Genomic DNA, 15,828 nt, shown 5'->3' on the forward strand with positions numbered 1-15,828 from the left:
GCAGCTGCGCCAGCCCGTTTTTCCATGGCAGAATTGACAGCTCTCCGGCTTATCGGCCTCAGCAAGTGCTTTGGCTCGGTGATTGCCAATGACAATGTCAGCCTGACCCTTGCAAAAGGCGAAGTGCTTGCCCTTCTGGGTGAAAACGGCGCAGGGAAAACCACGCTGATGAATATGCTGTTCGGGCATTACTTGCCGGACGCAGGACGAGTCGAGGTGGCTGACGAAACCGGCACGCTTCACCCGTTGCCGCTGGGCCATCCACAGGCCGCGCTTGCTGCCGGTGTGGGTATGGTGCATCAACACTTTGCGCTGGCTGAAAACATCAATGCGCTGGACAATATCACCCTTGGGTCTGAGCCGCTTTTGGCCCTGAAACGTGACCGGCGTTCAGCGCGCGCTAAGATCGAAGGCATCATTGAACGCAGCGGGCTGAGCGCACCCCTGAACGTCCCTGTGGGTCGGCTTTCGGTCGGGGAACGTCAGCGGGTGGAGATCCTGAAAGCATTGTACCGGGATGCCCGTATTCTGGTGCTGGATGAACCGACGGCGGTTTTGACGCCGCAAGAAGCGGACACGCTGTTCGAGAACATCAAGGCGATGACCAAGGACGGGTTGTCGGTCATCTTCATCAGCCACAAACTGCGCGAGGTTCTGGCGTTTTCCGACCGCATCGCTGTTCTTCGCCACGGCAAGAAAGTGGGCGAGATGGCGACGGCGGAGGCGGATGAAAAGGCCATCGCCCGTATGATGGTCGGGGCGGATACACCAAAGGTGGCCCGCCGGGATATGGCCCCCGGCATGCCGATACTGAAATTGTCGAACGTGTCGGTCGGTGGGCGTTCACAGCGTGACAGGCTGAAGGGCGTCAATCTGACGGTGCATGCGCATGAAATCCTTGGGGTCGCCGGGATTTCCGGAAACGGACAAAGCGGGCTGGCCAATGTGATTTCCGGCCTTGCACAGCCTGAAGGGGGAAGTCTTTCGGTCAATGACACGCTCGTGACCAGGCCAGGCCCGGGCGCAATGGTCAGGGCCGGTGTCGGGCGCATTCCGGAAGACCGCCATCACGAAGGCATTGTCGGTGCCATGAGTGTGGCCGAGAACATGGTGATAGAACGGCTGGACGACCCGGCCATCCAGTCCCGCGGTTTGCTGAAGCGCGACGCCATTCAGGCCAATGCCGAGAAACTTGCCAAAGCCTATGACGTGCGGGGACCGGGCGTGACCGCGCCGTCGCGCCTGCTGTCAGGCGGGAATATCCAGAAACTGATCCTTGCGCGCGTCTTCGAACGCGGGCCCCGGCTGATCCTGGCAAACCAGCCGACGCGCGGTTTGGACATGGGGGCCGCGGCAGAAGTTGGACGCCGCCTGCTGGAGGCCCGCGCGCGCGGGGCGGGTGTGGTTTTGATTTCCGAAGACCTGGACGAAATCCTGGGTCTTGCGGACCGTGTCGTGGTGATCCGCGATGGCAATCTGGTTGAGGCGGGCAGCCACGACCGGGAAAAGATCGGTCTGATGATGGCGGGGGAACCAGCATGATCCGCATTGAACCACGCGAAAGCCCGTCCCGTGCCTTCGCCGTCGGGATACCGGTGCTATCTGCGGTGATTTCTTTGGCTTTTGCGGCAATCCCGCTTTTGGCGGCAGGTGCCAATCCGCTGGTGGCCTATGGCGAAATGATCAAAGGCGTCTTTGGTTCCGTTTTTGCGGTGTCAGAAATGCTGACACGCGCCACACCATTGATCTTTACCGGGCTTGCCGCCGCTTTGGCTTTCCGCGCCAAGCTGTGGAACATCGGTGCCGAGGGGCAACTGTATCTGGGCGCCATGGCGGCTGTGGGCATCGGGTCCGGTTTCCTTGATATTTCGGGTCTGCTTCTGTTGCCGCTGATCATCTTTCTCGGAGCCGCCGCCGGCGCCGTTGGCATGATGGCCCCGACCTATCTGAAAGTGCGGTTTGGTGCGGACGAGGTTGTCACAACGCTTCTTCTCAATTTCATCATCCTGATCTTTCTGCAGATGATGCTGGAGGGTCCGTTGCAGGATCCGATGGGCCTTGGCTGGCCTCAATCCGCACCTGTTCTGGATCAGGGGATGCTGCCGCCGCTGATGGACCGGATGCGGGTGCATTCGGGGCTGATCCTGGCGCTTGTGCTGGCGGCGATTGCGCAGTTCATGCTGGCGCGGTCGGTCTGGGGCTTCAAACTGCGCGCGGTTGGTGAAAACACGGCGGCCGCACGCCACGCCGGAATAAATGTGCGACGGTCCTTGTTCGTGGTTGCGGCGATTTCAGGTGCTTTGGCCGGTTTGGCGGGTGTGAGCGAAGTGGCTGGCCTGAAGGGGTATCTGACCTCGGACCTGTCGCCGGGGTTCGGATACACCGGCATCGTTGTCGCCATGCTGGCGGGGCTGTCGCCGGTGGGTGTGGTCATCGCGGCGCTGTTCATTGCATCGGTTTTCGTCGGGGCCGACAGTATGAGCCGGGCGATGGGCGTGTCGTCGTTCCTGGCAGACCTTGTTGTTTCGATGTCCCTTCTTTGCGTACTGGTCGGCGGTTTTCTGGCGAGGTACCGCATTTTGCGCACCAGGGCGGCCAAAGCATGATGGACCTGCTGAACATATTGCTGAGCGACAGTTTCTGGGCAGCCTCGCTCAGGATTGCGACGCCGCTGATCTTTGGCGTTCTGGGCGCGCTGATCTGTGAACGCGCAGGCGTTTTGAACCTTGGGATCGAAGGCATTTTTGTTGTGGGCGCCATGTGCGGCTGGATGGCGGTCTGGCTGGGCGCAGGGCTGTGGGGCGGCGTTCTGTTCGCCGCTTTGGCGGGGGCGTTCTTTGGTCTGCTCCATGCCATATTGACGGTCCCGCTTGGGTTGTCGCAGCACGTGTCGGGGCTTGGTATCACGCTCTTTGCCACGTCTGTCAGCTATTACACATACCGCACCGCGCTTCCGAACGTGTCCTCGCCGCCGCGCATCGAACCGTTTCAGGCTTTGGATATCCCTGTGCTGTCCGATCTGCCGTTTCTTGGCCCGGTCCTGTTCCAGCAGACAGCGTTGACATGGCTTGCGCTTTTGATGGTGGGCCTGGTCTGGTACGTGATGAACCGCACGGCGCTTGGCGTGGCCATCAAGGCGGTTGGCGACAACCCCGACAGCGTCGATGCGCAAGGACTTTCGGTCTATGGGTTGCGTATGGGCGCAATCGTGGCGGGGTCGGCCTTGATGGCCCTTGGCGGAGCCTTCCTGACGATGAGCGCCTTTGACGCCTTCTTCTTTGGCATGGTCAACGGGCGTGGTTGGGTCTGCATCGCTCTGGTCATTTTCGCCAGTTGGCGACCGGGCAAGGCGCTGCTGGGTGCGTTGTTGTTCGGCGCATTCGATGCCTTGCAGGTCCGTTTGCAAACCGAGATGGGCGCGCTGGTGCCGGGGCAGGTTTTCCTGATGGCACCCTATATCCTGTCCATCATCGCCCTTGTCATAGCCGCCCGATCTGCGGACTATCCACGCGCTTTGCTGACCCCCTGGTTCAAGGGCCAGCGATAGCGCAACCGATCTGAATGCCAAAGTAAACGGAGACACGCAATGTTTGACCTGATCGTCAAGAATGCAACGACACATGACGGACAAACCGGTGTGGATATCGCGTGCAGGGACGGAAAGATCGCAGCAGTCGAAGCCGGTATCACCGCCGAGGCGAAAGAGGTGATCGACGCCCAAGGTTATCTCGTCTCACCGCCCTTCGTTGATCCCCATTTCCACATGGACGCCACGTTGTCTCTCGGCACCCCGCGCATGAATGTTTCCGGGACGCTGCTGGAAGGAATCGCGCTTTGGGGCGAGTTGAAGCCGATCCAGTCGGTCGAAGATATCGTCGAACGCGCCATGCGCTATTGTGATCTGGCGATTGCCAAGGGCATCGGTGCGATCCGCAGCCACGTGGACACCTGCGATGATGAGTTGAAGGGCGTTGAAGCCCTTCTGGAGGTGCGTGAAAAGGTCAAGAATTACATAGACCTGCAACTGGTTGCTTTCCCGCAAGACGGCGTATTGCGCGATCCGACCGCGATGGAAAATACCATTCGCGCCTTGGATATGGGCGTCGATGTGGTGGGGGGCATCCCGCATTTTGAACGGACTATGGCAGATGGGGCCGAAAGCGTTCGTCTGCTGTGTGAAATCGCCGCCGAACGGGGGCTGATGGTGGATATGCATTGTGATGAAAGCGACGATCCCTCAAGCCGCCACATCGAAACCCTTGCTTTCGAGACCCAGCGATTGGGTTTGCAGGGGCGCGTGGCGGGGTCTCACCTGACCTCAATGCATTCCATGGACAACTATTATGTCTCCAAGCTGATCCCGCTCATGGTCGAAGCGGGTGTTCATGCAATTCCGAACCCGTTGATCAACATCATGTTGCAGGGCCGTCACGACAGCTATCCCAAACGTCGGGGCCAAACCCGCGTGCGCGAACTGCGAGACGCGGGCATCACCGTTGGCTTCGGCTCGGACTGCGTCATGGACCCGTGGTATTCGCTTGGGAAGGCCGACATGCTGGACGTGGCCTTCATGGGGTTGCATGTCGGTCAATTGTCAAGCCGCGCGGATATGGATTGGTGCTTTGACGCGGTGACGGTGAACTCGGCCCATATCATGGGATTGGAAGGTTACGGCCTTGCCAAAGGGAGCCATGCGAATTTTGTGATCCTGCAGGCAAAAGACAGAATCGAAGCAATCCGCCTGCGCGCGCATCGGCTTGCCGTGTTCCGGCACGGTCAACCGGTCTCGCATTCGACTCCACTTAAGTACAATTTAGCGCTGACCGACCGAGCACCCCTTGCGTTGGATGAAGCCCAGATCAGCGAGTCAAGTAGCGCCAACTAGTCCGCATTTTTTGGGGCGAGCAAAGGCTTTGAAAAAATTTCAAATCCTCCGGCCACTACGGTTGGACGAATCGCCCACTCGACGATTGTAAGCCACGTCTAAGACGCGATTGTTTGGTTAGCTCCAACGTCGGCTTTTCTTTGCTTTGCTGCAATTTGGGCAAAGCGCAGCATTCGGTAGTTTGGGCTCATTCGCCGACCTTAGCCGCACGACCCATCAACGACAGCGAGCAGCCCAAAGGAGACATCGGGTCGGGATGCCTGGGCGAGCGAGTCGCGGGACAAAGCGGACTTGTGCAATTGCAGCTATTGCTCACGCAGCATTTCTTTGTATGTGCAGTACTCCATTTGCGAATTCGTAATGCATATCGTCGAACCGGTCGTTCGCGGGCGTCAATTTCGGGGAAGCTTAATCCGCTCTTTCGCTTTCAACGGGTTGGATCATCGTGGGTCGTGGCGGAGCTGTCGGTCGGTTTTCTGATCTGATGGTCAGCAACGAGCGGTTCGCGGCCGACGCAAAAAAATCTCGGGGGCGAAGTGGATGCCTCCTGTGGTGGTGCTTGGTTGCGTGTTCGATTTCTACAAAGTGGCCATCAGTTTACTTTGCGCGATGTGTGAGCGTTCCTCGCAAAGGTTCAGGTGAAGGCAAGCTCGCGGTGGCTTGCGGTGACAGAATTAAGTTCTGTTCTACAGGCGAAACCTCGCCAGACGACCCTCATTACTTCCAAACATGTGACAGCCGTGGGTGAAGCTGCCTGACGATGCTCAGAGAAAATAAAAACTCCATGCTTCTGTCACCTGGCTGTTTCATTCCCGCCAAATCATCCGGATGAATTTCAAAATGGGGGAATCACCATGAAACTTCGTTCTGTTCTGGCTGGCGCTGTGCTGGCTGTATCCGCAGCATTCGCGGCACATGCCGAAACCTGGAAACTGGCCGTCACGGACGTTGAAGGCATGGAGCGCCTGCAGATTGAGTGGGGGCCGTTCAAGAATGCGCTTGAAGCTGCAACCGGCGACACATTTGATTTCTATGCCGTGAATTCGCGCACCGCCGCGGCCGAAGCACTGCGCGGCGAAACGGTCGATTTCGTGATCTCTGGTCCCGCGGAATACGTGGTCATAAACAAACTGACCAATGCCACGCCGATCATCGGTTTGGGGCGCCCGGACTATCACTGCGCCATCGTTGTGCGGGCGGACAGTGGCATCAACACCGTCGCCGATCTGAAAGGCAAGAAGGTCGCGTTCGGTGACATCGGTTCCACCTCTAACATGCTTTGCCCGATGCAAGTGCTGGCTGATTACGGTCTCGACCCGGTCAACGATATTGAGAAGACGCATACGAGCCGTAACATCGCTCATGAAGCGCTGAAGAACGGCGATGTGGATGCGCTTGGCTCAAATGCGGGCAGCTGGCTGAACGTCCGGGCCAAGGAAACCGAACTGCCTTACGGCTTTTTCAAAATGATCGCACGGTCCGGCGATTTACCGAATGATATGATCATGGTTGGCGCGCATGTACCGGCAGAAGCGGCGACTGCCGTTCAGCAGGCCATCATCGCCAACAAAGACAGCATCATTGCCGGCATCACCGCCCATGAAGAGAACGACAAATACGTTGGCATGGACCTCGTTGAGATCGAGGACAGCGCCTATGACTACGTCCGCTCGATGTATTCGAACGCAGGCTACCCCCAGTTCGACAATTTCATCGGTGACTGACTTGTCGGTCGAAACGCTGGTCGCGGACACGCGGCCAGACGGGACCGGGGCAGAGTCATTTGCCCCGGTTTTGCCTGTTGATTTGCGCGTAACAGGATTGGCAAAAAGCTTTGCCGGAACGCCGGTTTTCTCCGATGTCTCTTTTGGGCTATCACGGGGCGAAGCTGTCGCCATCGTCGGCGCGAACGGGACCGGAAAGTCCACGCTGCTGCGCTGCTTGATGGGACTGATCCCTACCGATGCAGGTTCAATTGATGTGGTGGGCACGGATGTGCGCAGCGCCTCAAGCTCCGGTCTGCGTGCCATGCGGGCGCAGATCGGTCTGGTCAGCCAAAAGCACAATCTGGTGCCGAGGCTGTCGGTCCTGTCCAACGTGGTGCAGGGGCTGTTGGGGCAAAAGCCGGGGCTGCGTCACTGGAGTCAAAGCCTTGCACCAGCGCGCTCGCGCGCAGCTGCGATGGCTGCTTTGCAGAAGGTCGGGCTCGCCCAACTTGCGCAGCGCCGAGCCGATCGTTTGTCCGGTGGGCAGTCTCAACGGGTCGCCATCGCGCGAGCGCTGGTCGGTCAGCCGAGGATCTTGATCGCGGATGAACCGACCGCTTCTCTGGACCCGGCAGCGGGGGAAGATGTCATGGATCTTTTCTTTGACCTCGCCCGGCAAGAGGGGGTCACGGTGATCTTCATATCGCACAATATAGATCATGCACTCAAATACGGTGACCGCATTCTTGGTCTGGCAAATGGCGGTATGCCTTTGGACGCGCGTGCGGCCAGCCTGAATGCGGAACAACTGCGAGGGCTCTATGACTGACGCATCGCTTCCTGCCCGGTTTGAGCGCCCTTCGGCCTTGGCCTTTCTGGGCTATGCCGCGGCCATCGTGATCATTCTGTGGTCTTTTACCGGGGCCGGCTTTTCCATCGATAAGGTCGTGTCATCTCCGCCGCGCTTTGCAGATTTTCTGGACCGTGCTTTCCCACCCAACCTGGAACCTCAGGTGCTTGCGCGGCTGGGCTGGAAGATGCTGGAGACTTTGCAGATCGCTCTGGCCGGTGCGGTCATTGGGATCACCCTGTCAGTGCCTGTAGCGCTTTTGGCCGCGCGTGGGCTGATCGCGCCAACATGGATTAATCAGATCGTGCGCACCGCGCTGGGGTTCATCCGCGCAGTGCCGGATATCGCCTGGGCCTTGGTCTTTGTGGTTGCGGTGGGCCTTGGGCCCTTTGCGGGTATGCTGGCGATTGCCATCGACACGATCGGCTTTTGTGGCCGGTTCTTTGCCGATGACATGGAGGCGGCCGACAAGGGCTCCTCTGAAAGCCTGACGGCGACAGGCGCACGCAAACTGGATGTGGTGGCCTGCGCCACCATCCCAGCGGCCATGCCGGCTTTCATCTCGACCTCGCTCTTTGCAACGGAAAAGGCGGTGCGGTCCTCGACCATCTTGGGCCTTGTCGGTGCCGGGGGCATCGGGATCGAGTTGAAGGTGGGCTTTGACCTCTTTGACTATCCGACCGCCATGACCGTTATCCTGATGATCGCCGTTGTGGTCATCTCAATCGAATACCTGTCGGGCTGGGCCCGGACCAAGATCATTGGAGTAGTGCGTTGAACATCATCACCAAAACCGACACAGCGGATCAGCATTGGAGCAAGATCTGGGACGAGATCGAAGAGGGCTCGAAATGGTTGACGCCTGAGGCGGATGTCAAACGCTGGGCTGAGGAATTGGCAGCGGGCGCTGCCATTCTTGACCTAGGGGCCGGCGTGGGACGCCACGCGCTGTCTCTGCAAGCTGCGGGTTTCGAGTTGACCGCGCTTGATGCTGCCCCTGAGGGTCTGGCCGAGATCGACAAGGCGGGCATCGGCGTGAAGACCACGCTTGGCCGCATGGATGACCTGCCGTTCGAGGATGGCGCGTTTGACCACGTGCTCAGCTGGAACGTGATCTATCATGGTGATGAAACTGTGCTGCTCAACACGATCAGCGAAGTGCGCCGGGTCCTGAAGCCGGGCGGGACGTTCATGCTGACGATGCTGTCAAAGCGCCGCCTCTGGATTGACCGTGAAAAGCTCAATGAGCCACGTGAGATTTCCCGTAACACCTGGGTGTTTGATGAAGACGGATCAGACAAGCGTCACCCCCACTACTATTGTGGCGCAGTGGAGATGCTGGCTCTTTTCCAAGGGTTTGAGGTGATGTGGATGGAGGACCGCGAGCATGAAAAGCCCGGATCCTGGCACTGGCACCTCATCCTGGAGCGTCAGGCATGATCCAAACCTTTGTGGGGGCAGAGGTCTACTTGCCCGGCGAGATCGCGGACACAACCGTTACGATGCAGGATGGTCGCATTGTTGAAATCGGTGGACCGGTTCGGGGCACCCAAATCGGCGCCCGTGACATGATCCTCGCGCCGGCACTGATCGACGTGCATGGCGACGCGTTTGAGCGGCAGGTCATGCCGCGCCCAGGCGTGTTCTTTCCGATGGAAACCGCCGTTTTGGAAACCGACCGGCAACTTGCCGCGAACGGAATCGCGACGACCTATCACTCCATCACGTTAAGCTATGAGCCGGGTCTGCGCAGCGTCGAGCGCGGGCGCACCATGATGCAAGCAATCATGAACTTGGCGCCGCGCTTAATGGTTGAAAACAGGTTCCAACTCCGTTGGGAAACATTCGCCTTTGAGGCACTGGATACCCTCGACTGGGCGATGGACGCGCCTCTCACGCCGTCTCTTGCCTTCAACGATCACCTCTCGATGGCGATGCGCAGCGCCGACACGGTGATGCAGGAGCGCCCCTTTGAGCATAGTCCGGAGTTCAAGATCATGGATCTGAGCGATGCGGCATTGTTCGAAAAACGCTATCGCAAGCATACAGAAAGGTCGGGCTTGGACTACGACGACCACAAGGCGTTGGTGCACAAGGTCTGGAACCGGCGGGCGGAGGTTGTGGAAACGCTGCAAAGCGTAGCGGCAAAGGCCCGCGCCAAGGGTATACCGATGCTGAGCCACGATGACACCCAGGCTGAAACACGCCGGTTTTACAACAGCATCGGGGCATCCACATCCGAGTTTCCGATGACGATGGGTCCGGTCGAGCAAGCGCGCACCAACGGTGATATGATCGTCTTCGGATCGCCCAATGCGGTACGTGGCGGCAGCCATATCGGTTCGCTTGGGGCCGGTGACATGGTTGAAGCGGGCCTGTGTGATGCCCTGGCTTCTGACTACTACTACCCCGCCATGCTGGCAGCGGTGGACCGTTTGGACCGGGAGAAACGGGCGGATCGGTCGACACTATGGTCGCTTGTGTCGAGCGGTCCGGCGCGGGCCATGGGATTGGATGACCGGGGCGAAATCGCTGTCGGCAAACGGGCTGACCTTGTGCTGGTAGACTGGCCCAAGGGGCAAACCCCCGCGATCCAAGGGACCTGGGTGGCGGGCCGCGCAGCCTATCGCGCGATACCGCTCGCTGCATGACGTTGAATCGGGACGACGTGCCAGGCCTTGGCCTCGCGATCACGCGGATCATGGGTTTTGGCAGGCTCATGTACCCCCATGCCAGCGTCTTGTCACGAATGGCGACAGCTTTGGGCCTGAACCAGATTTTCTGCGTTCTCTCAGCAGGGCTTTGCTTTGGAGGTTGCGCCGCTACGCCGTCCGAACCTCTGAAGGACCACTCCGCTGTCCACCGGTTGTTGGTGGGATCTTCCCGATATGGCATTTCGCCTCAAAGGAGGACTCTTAGCCTATCTCAATATCTCAGACCCAAGAAGGGCTCAGACCTATGACACCGCTTAAAGTCGGTGCTTGCCTGGCACCACATGAAATTGGCGATCACCGCGATTGGCTTTTTGACGCCGACCGCGACATCGAGTTGCAAGGCTTTAGCACCCACCAAGACCTCGCGCTTGAGTTTGAAGACCGCATTGCCGCCTCGAAAGCGGCGCTGACGGGGTTTCGTGGACGGCTGGGGATGCACGGGCCTTACGAGGGGCTGGACATGGACAACAAGGACCCTGAAGTCCGCCCCATCATCACCGCGCGCTACCTCAAAGCACTTGAGGCCGCCGAGCGGGTCGGTGCGCGGCAAATGGTGCTGCACTCGCCCCTCACCCGCTGGTACGAATGGAATCGTCTCAACAAGCCGAACTATTGGGACACCAAGCTGGCCCGCATCCATGATGTGATGATGCCCGTGATCAAAGCGGCAGAGACGGCTGGGATCACCCTGGTGATCGAAAACATTCTGGATGTGGACCCGGCAAGCAGGCGGGCCATGGTCGACAGCTTTGAAAGTGACGCTATTGCCCTTTCCATCGACACAGGCCATGCGCATCTAGCGCGCCGCATGTCAGGCGCGCCACCAGTGGATTACTTTGTCCGGGATGCCAGCGACCAGCTGCGACACGTGCACCTGCAAGACCTGGACGGCCACGCCGACCGGCACTGGGCGCCCGGCGAGGGTGAGATCCACTGGCAAGAGGTGTTTCGTGCCTTGTCCGAATGCGCATCCGACCCGCATCTGGTCCTGGAGCTTCGCCGCAAGTCGGACATCCCGCAGGGGTTTACTTATTTGAAGCGCCTTGGGTTGGTGATGTAACTGATGACCCGACAGCAGACCCGCACGCCTGACGACCTGAAAGGCACGTCCTTTATGGCAGCTGAGGTTGCCGATCTTTATCGGCATCGGCCGCCTTATGCCGACGGAGCCTATGCCTTTGTGTTGGATAAGGCGCCCTCGTGCGGTCGATTGCTCGACCTGGGGTGTGGTGAGGGTAAGATCGCGCGGCCTATGGCCAAATACTTTGACCAGGTCGTTGCCGTTGATCCATCTGCAAACATGATCAACTTGGGCAAGTCCCTCGACAATGGCGATGCTGCAAACATTCATTGGCTGTGCGCCAAAGCAGAAGATGCTGCACTGCATGGCCGGTTCGATCTGGTGACCTTTGCATCTAGCATCCACTGGATGGACCCGGTGGTACTGTTCAACAAACTGCAACACCATCTTGTCCCCAATCATCTCATTGCGATCGTCGTCGGGGACGACCCGTTTGAGCCCGCATGGGCGCCGGAGTTCCGGGCCTTTCTGGAAAAATGGGTGCCCAAAGCGACAGGGCGACCGTTTGGTTCACAAGAATGGCAATCTTCGCGCACGCGGCACCTGGATTTCGTGGACGTTGTCCAAGCACGCGACTTTGTCTCTGATCCGTTTGAGCAGACGATCGACAGTTTCGTGCTGTGCCAGCAGTCGCGAAACACTTTTGCCCGCTCGAAGCTGGGTAGCCAAGCCTGTGACTTTGAAACTGAGCTTGGGCGGCTGCTTGAAGGGCATACGAACGACCGTGGCATGCTGTCATATCGAGTAAAGACCCATGTCACTTTGGCGAGACTTGGTACACCGGAAGCCTGACACCCCAAGGAGGGCGCGTTTCCGCGCGCCCTCAACCGGTAAATCAGCCGTGGGGCATACCCGCGATGGGCGACAGCGCCTCGCCCATGGCCACGATGCACCGTTTACCGTCCGCATATGTGATGATCAGGGTCCACTCACCCTCCGCATTCTCCCAAAGCTCCATGACCTCATCTGGGCCCCGCAGCCCGGCCCAAGCCCGGTGCGCACGATATCGAGTTTCCAGCCTGTGGCGCATGTCTTCGCCTGAGGCGCAAAGGATATGCGCGATGGGCCCGCTACTGGCTGCGACCGGGCCGGCTTGCCCAAGGAGTGCAGCGACAATAATAGTGACGACTGATACACAAGCGCGGTTCATAACGGGGGTAGCCTGGTGCGATCTATGGCACCTCACGCTCACGTAGGGCTGTCAGAATGCCCTCTAGCGGGTCTCGTTAAGGTTACCGCGAAAACCTCTGGAGGGGCCACGCTGGCGCTTCTGAGACGATCCATCAAACCGTTATCGCGCTGCCCAACTTGGGCTACGCTGTAGACTTATCTTCTTTGAGGTCTTAGCATTCGATTGCGACTGTCGATAACAAAGAAGGACTACGACGTCGGCTGAATTCGACATTTCTGTTATCGGTCGCCTTATCCCAGTCTTTTGTTGGCAGCGCGTTGGATAGATAGTTAAAGAAAGCACTTTCATGAACAGAATTGCTAACCGGATAAGCAAACCCAGTTTATTTGCGGCGTCGATCTGTATTGTTCTCGCGGCCTGCAGCAACGAAACGCCCTCTGTCTCGGGATCAGAAGCGGACTCAAGAAGAATTGCCGCTCTGTGCGGAGGGGGCTTTTCTGACTCCACAAAGGCCTCATTGGCTGCAGTCATTGAAAAGGCCAAAGCGTCCGGAGAAATCTCCGCTGAGGTGGAAAGAGACCTTCGAACAGCATTGCTCAGTTCACCCGCAGTTACCGAAAAAAACATCGTGGAACTGTACAACTTATTTCTGGGCTGCGTGAGAGAACAGACGGGCTTGTGAAGAACTTCTGGTCGTCAGCTGCTGCGCTTCTTTTAGTCGGATGTACCCAAACTTCGGAACCTGACGAAACCATCGGTACGAAGCCACTAGTCTCGGATGCGACTGCGAACACAATTGGCGTATGCAGCGCCGGTTTAAGTTCGGATAGTGAGAAACGTCTTCAGGCCGCTGTCGATCTAACATCAGCGGAGATCAGCGCTGAGTCTCGCGAAGCCATTAGAGGAATCATCTTTGAAGATCCGACCCTGGATAGCGAGGCCCGGGTTCAAGTATTTAGGTCATATCTTGACTGCGTTGAACGCCGGTTCGAGGAGCAGCGATTGGTGCAGCGTAGCCTCCCGATCGACGCCACACGTCTGGTTTTAATCGACAACAACGCGACTAGTTGGTCAGAGTTCCGGGGGCGCCAGCCAAGAGGAAGTTTGACGAAACTCAACTGGGTCGCAGATTTCGAGATTGACTACGTAAACGAGGGCCCTCGCGCTGTTTCTTGTAAGGCGGTTGCAACCGGACTTCATGTTCGCCGTTTCACAGGGCAGAGGATTGCTCGAGGACAGTCGTTATCTGCACGCTTTGTTCTTAAGCCTGGAGATCGATACGTGTTCCGCGGAAGCGTAGGCGCGCCAGGGTCCACCAATGCTTCTGAAATGGTCACGCTATCAGACGAACTATCTTGTGCGTATGTCTCTTGATGATGTGGCTTGGAGCCTTTTAGAAATCACTTTCTTATGCGTTACTAGAAGGTAGGCTGAAGGGATCTGCTATGACGAAGCGCGTTTTCATTTCTTACTGTCGGGAGGACAAGGCGGCAATTAAGCGTCTCGAAGAAGACCTCCAAAGACTCGGCATTCTCACTTGGATCGATCGGAACGAAATAGCGGCCGGCACGCGTTGGAAAGCCGCTATTCGTGACGCTATTCGCGATGGCTCCGGTTTCTTGGCTTGCTTTTCAAGCGTGCTCACTAACAAGGACCGAAGCTTTATGAACTCTGAGCTGAGAATTGCGGCTGAAATGCTTCAGGAGTACCCGGACAGCCGTGCTTGGTTTGTACCTATCAAACTGGATGAGTGTGATATTCCGGCGCTGGCGATTGGCGGAGGAGAGACGCTTCACGACCTTCAATGGGTCGACCTAGCCGACGACTGGGACGGTGGCGTAGCAAGGATACATGCTGTCTTTGCTGAGCGTTTCCCGGGAGTTATCAATGAAGAGATTTATGGCGATAATGAGCAAGCTTGGAAGTCAATCTTGAGAAGGTTAAGTGAACTTCAGGCCACAGGCGAAGTCCTTTGGCGTCACGTCAACGAAGATACGCTTCATGACTTTTTGAAAGCCTTTGCTCGGGCAAACTCAGTGATTGAGGAGCATGCCGACGTATTCGCCCAGTCGGAGTTTTCAGAGCTCAATTCGTTGATGGAAGCTCTTTCGCGATACAAATTTGGTAAGATCAGATTGCACGGAATGCGAAAGGCACGCAACATTCGGAGGCCACGCGAATGGGACGTCAGAGACTTGCGTTACCAAGTCGAAGAGAACCACAAGTCACTCAAGAAATTTCAGACACAACTTTCTACTCTAGAGCAGGAGATTGTTAGGGTTTCCGCAGCTTATCAGAGTGCTGCGTAGCTCTCCTCTGATAAACTAAACCAGTCGTTCAAGGCGTGCTCGCGGACGAAAGCTCAGTCCCGCACTACCGACCTTTGGCTCACGCTGGACGAAGGACAGCATTCTACGGTACCGACTGCGTGGTTTGTTGGTGTTGACCGAGACCCATGATGAAGGCCAAGAACCTGTGGTTCGAGAGCGATAGTGTCAATATCAACCAGTAATTCGACAGATCGTTTCCGCTCCAGCTCTGTGATCTTAACACACGATTAAGGAACGCAACTCTATTAGGCTTCAACGGCAGGACGAATTTGGACGGGAAAAGGGGATCCACAGATGCGCGCGATGGTCTTTGGTTTGGGAGTTTTGGTCATTGCTGGATGCAGCACGGAACTCACGCCAGCAGCGCAACAAGTGCGCCAGATCTCAACGGTTACAACGGATGGGTGTGAGTTTCTTGGTCCTGTGTCCGCGTCAGAACACTTCGGGATATCAGCGGCTGGAAACACCGGCAGTGCCATGAACAAGGCTAGGAATGACGTAGCAGCCAGAGGCGGTAACGCGTTTGTCTTGACCAACACCAGTTCGAACGAAGACGGCACAATCGTTCAGGTCGACGCCTACCGGTGCCCCTGATCAATCTGAAGCACCGGCCGCTTTTGCAGCTTATGCGCTTTGTCGGGCCTCTGCCTCAAGCTGCCGCTGCATCCGGTCCGCATCTCTCTTGGCACGCGCTCGCTTACGGCGCTGTTCGTTGTCCAGAAGCCGCTTCCGCTTCTCCGGCGCTTGCAGTAGCCGCGGCACCGGATGCTGCAGCAAGCCCGATCAACAGGCGGCGACGGTTCAATCCAGTGTTCATGTCATTTCCTTCTCTGGTTTGGCCCAGGATCGGGCTAGAGGAAGAATGACAGGCAAACTACATTCTAGTGGTGGGAAAATCGGCGGGATCATATCGCCGGATCACCTTAAGATGCTGTTCTTTGTGTATCTTTTAGGGTGCAGTGGCGGACCGAGGAGGATTCGAACCCCCGACCCCTTGATTCGTAGTCAAGTACTCTATCCAGCTGAGCTATCGGTCCACTACCGCGCGGTTTAGTGCCGTGTGACGGGTTATGCAAGCCCAATTGGTCCAAAAATGATCCCCACCGCAGAAACGCTGCAAAGCCGCGTGC

The 15,828-nt window shown here is 57.7% G+C and carries 15 protein-coding genes and 1 tRNA gene; 14 read left to right on the top strand and 2 right to left on the bottom strand.

All coding sequences use genetic code 11. The annotated features are described in order from the left end of the window. Window positions 1–24: 24 nt before the first annotated feature. The 11 genes from So717_RS01980 (at window position 25) to So717_RS02030 (ending at window position 12,028) form a co-directional block, all read left to right on the top strand. Window positions 25–1,542 (top strand): ABC transporter ATP-binding protein, encoded by a 1,518-nt coding sequence (locus tag So717_RS01980; RefSeq protein ID WP_159974523.1) that lies wholly within the window; start codon window positions 25–27, stop codon window positions 1,540–1,542. After that, on the top strand, window positions 1,542–2,606 hold the full coding sequence (locus tag So717_RS01985; RefSeq protein WP_238840648.1) for an ABC transporter permease: 1,065 nt from the start codon (window positions 1,542–1,544) through the stop codon (window positions 2,604–2,606). Before So717_RS01980 ends, So717_RS01985 begins: the two co-directional genes overlap by 1 nt. Then, entirely contained in the window at window positions 2,606–3,547 is a 942-nt protein-coding gene (locus So717_RS01990) for an ABC transporter permease (protein WP_159974884.1), read from the top strand. Before So717_RS01985 ends, So717_RS01990 begins: the two co-directional genes overlap by 1 nt. A gap of 39 nt (window positions 3,548–3,586) precedes the next feature. After that, a complete protein-coding gene (locus So717_RS01995; protein ID WP_159974525.1) occupies window positions 3,587–4,885 on the top strand; it encodes an amidohydrolase family protein in 1,299 nt (432 codons plus the stop codon). Between the two features lie 854 nt (window positions 4,886–5,739). Beyond that, window positions 5,740–6,609 carry a phosphate/phosphite/phosphonate ABC transporter substrate-binding protein gene (locus So717_RS02000; RefSeq protein WP_159974526.1) on the top strand — a complete coding sequence of 290 codons (870 nt, stop codon included), beginning with the start codon at window positions 5,740–5,742 and terminating at the stop codon, window positions 6,607–6,609. Continuing rightward, on the top strand, window positions 6,602–7,420 hold the full coding sequence (locus So717_RS02005) for a phosphonate ABC transporter ATP-binding protein (protein ID WP_202981884.1): 819 nt from the start codon (window positions 6,602–6,604) through the stop codon (window positions 7,418–7,420). Before So717_RS02000 ends, So717_RS02005 begins: the two co-directional genes overlap by 8 nt. Beyond that, entirely contained in the window at window positions 7,413–8,219 is an 807-nt protein-coding gene (phnE, locus tag So717_RS02010) for a phosphonate ABC transporter, permease protein PhnE (RefSeq protein ID WP_159974528.1), read from the top strand. The genes So717_RS02005 and phnE overlap by 8 nt, the downstream gene beginning before the upstream one ends. Then, window positions 8,216–8,881 (top strand): class I SAM-dependent methyltransferase, encoded by a 666-nt coding sequence (locus So717_RS02015; RefSeq protein WP_238840606.1) that lies wholly within the window; start codon window positions 8,216–8,218, stop codon window positions 8,879–8,881. The genes phnE and So717_RS02015 overlap by 4 nt, the downstream gene beginning before the upstream one ends. Continuing rightward, window positions 8,878–10,092, top strand: a complete 1,215-nt coding sequence (locus So717_RS02020; RefSeq protein ID WP_159974529.1) for an alpha-D-ribose 1-methylphosphonate 5-triphosphate diphosphatase — start codon at window positions 8,878–8,880, stop codon at window positions 10,090–10,092. The genes So717_RS02015 and So717_RS02020 overlap by 4 nt, the downstream gene beginning before the upstream one ends. A 307-nt stretch (window positions 10,093–10,399) precedes the next feature. After that, a complete protein-coding gene (locus tag So717_RS02025) occupies window positions 10,400–11,215 on the top strand; it encodes a sugar phosphate isomerase/epimerase family protein (protein ID WP_159974530.1) in 816 nt (271 codons plus the stop codon). Window positions 11,216–11,218: 3 nt separating this feature from the next. Beyond that, on the top strand, window positions 11,219–12,028 hold the full coding sequence (locus tag So717_RS02030; RefSeq protein WP_159974531.1) for a class I SAM-dependent methyltransferase: 810 nt from the start codon (window positions 11,219–11,221) through the stop codon (window positions 12,026–12,028). 43 nt (window positions 12,029–12,071) lie between these two features. Here the strand turns inward: So717_RS02030 and So717_RS02035 are convergent, their stop codons facing one another. Continuing rightward, window positions 12,072–12,266 carry a hypothetical protein gene (locus So717_RS02035; protein WP_238840608.1) on the bottom strand — a complete coding sequence of 65 codons (195 nt, stop codon included), beginning with the start codon at window positions 12,264–12,266 and terminating at the stop codon, window positions 12,072–12,074. A gap of 448 nt (window positions 12,267–12,714) precedes the next feature. Here So717_RS02035 and So717_RS02040 point away from each other — a divergent pair, with 448 nt between their 5' ends. From So717_RS02040 to So717_RS22615, 3 genes are all read left to right on the top strand, one after another. Next, complete coding sequence (locus So717_RS02040) at window positions 12,715–13,050, top strand: hypothetical protein (protein ID WP_159974532.1); 336 nt, start codon at window positions 12,715–12,717, stop codon at window positions 13,048–13,050. A gap of 763 nt (window positions 13,051–13,813) precedes the next feature. Beyond that, window positions 13,814–14,677, top strand: coding sequence for a toll/interleukin-1 receptor domain-containing protein (locus So717_RS02045; protein ID WP_159974533.1), 864 nt, complete (start codon window positions 13,814–13,816; stop codon window positions 14,675–14,677). 324 nt (window positions 14,678–15,001) lie between these two features. Next, the gene (locus tag So717_RS22615) at window positions 15,002–15,292 is read left to right on the top strand and encodes a DUF4156 domain-containing protein (protein ID WP_368854952.1); all 291 of its coding nucleotides are present in this window, start codon (window positions 15,002–15,004) and stop codon (window positions 15,290–15,292) included. 366 nt (window positions 15,293–15,658) lie between these two features. Here So717_RS22615 and So717_RS02055 read toward each other — a convergent pair. Continuing rightward, window positions 15,659–15,735, bottom strand: a tRNA-Arg gene (locus So717_RS02055). Window positions 15,736–15,828: the final 93 nt, after the last annotated feature.

This window comes from Roseobacter cerasinus, from assembly GCF_009811755.1.
Taxonomy (GTDB): Bacteria; Pseudomonadota; Alphaproteobacteria; order Rhodobacterales; family Rhodobacteraceae; genus Roseobacter; species Roseobacter cerasinus.

Bases quoted from the DNA above. Each gene is read 5' to 3' on its own strand.
- So717_RS01980 (WP_159974523.1), top strand. From the start codon at position 25: ATGGCAGAATTGACAGCTCTCCGGCTTATCGGCCTCAGCAAGTGCTTT.
- So717_RS01990 (WP_159974884.1), top strand. From the start codon at position 2,606: ATGGACCTGCTGAACATATTGCTGAGCGACAGTTTCTGGGCAGCCTCG.
- So717_RS01995 (WP_159974525.1), top strand. From the start codon at position 3,587: ATGTTTGACCTGATCGTCAAGAATGCAACGACACATGACGGACAAACC.
- So717_RS02000 (WP_159974526.1), top strand. From the start codon at position 5,740: ATGAAACTTCGTTCTGTTCTGGCTGGCGCTGTGCTGGCTGTATCCGCA.
- phnE (WP_159974528.1), top strand. From the start codon at position 7,413: ATGACTGACGCATCGCTTCCTGCCCGGTTTGAGCGCCCTTCGGCCTTG.
- So717_RS02020 (WP_159974529.1), top strand. From the start codon at position 8,878: ATGATCCAAACCTTTGTGGGGGCAGAGGTCTACTTGCCCGGCGAGATC.
- So717_RS02025 (WP_159974530.1), top strand. From the start codon at position 10,400: ATGACACCGCTTAAAGTCGGTGCTTGCCTGGCACCACATGAAATTGGC.
- So717_RS02030 (WP_159974531.1), top strand. From the start codon at position 11,219: ATGACCCGACAGCAGACCCGCACGCCTGACGACCTGAAAGGCACGTCC.
- So717_RS02035 (WP_238840608.1), bottom strand. From the start codon at position 12,266: ATGCGCCACAGGCTGGAAACTCGATATCGTGCGCACCGGGCTTGGGCC.
- So717_RS02040 (WP_159974532.1), top strand. From the start codon at position 12,715: ATGAACAGAATTGCTAACCGGATAAGCAAACCCAGTTTATTTGCGGCG.
- So717_RS02045 (WP_159974533.1), top strand. From the start codon at position 13,814: ATGACGAAGCGCGTTTTCATTTCTTACTGTCGGGAGGACAAGGCGGCA.
- So717_RS22615 (WP_368854952.1), top strand. From the start codon at position 15,002: ATGGTCTTTGGTTTGGGAGTTTTGGTCATTGCTGGATGCAGCACGGAA.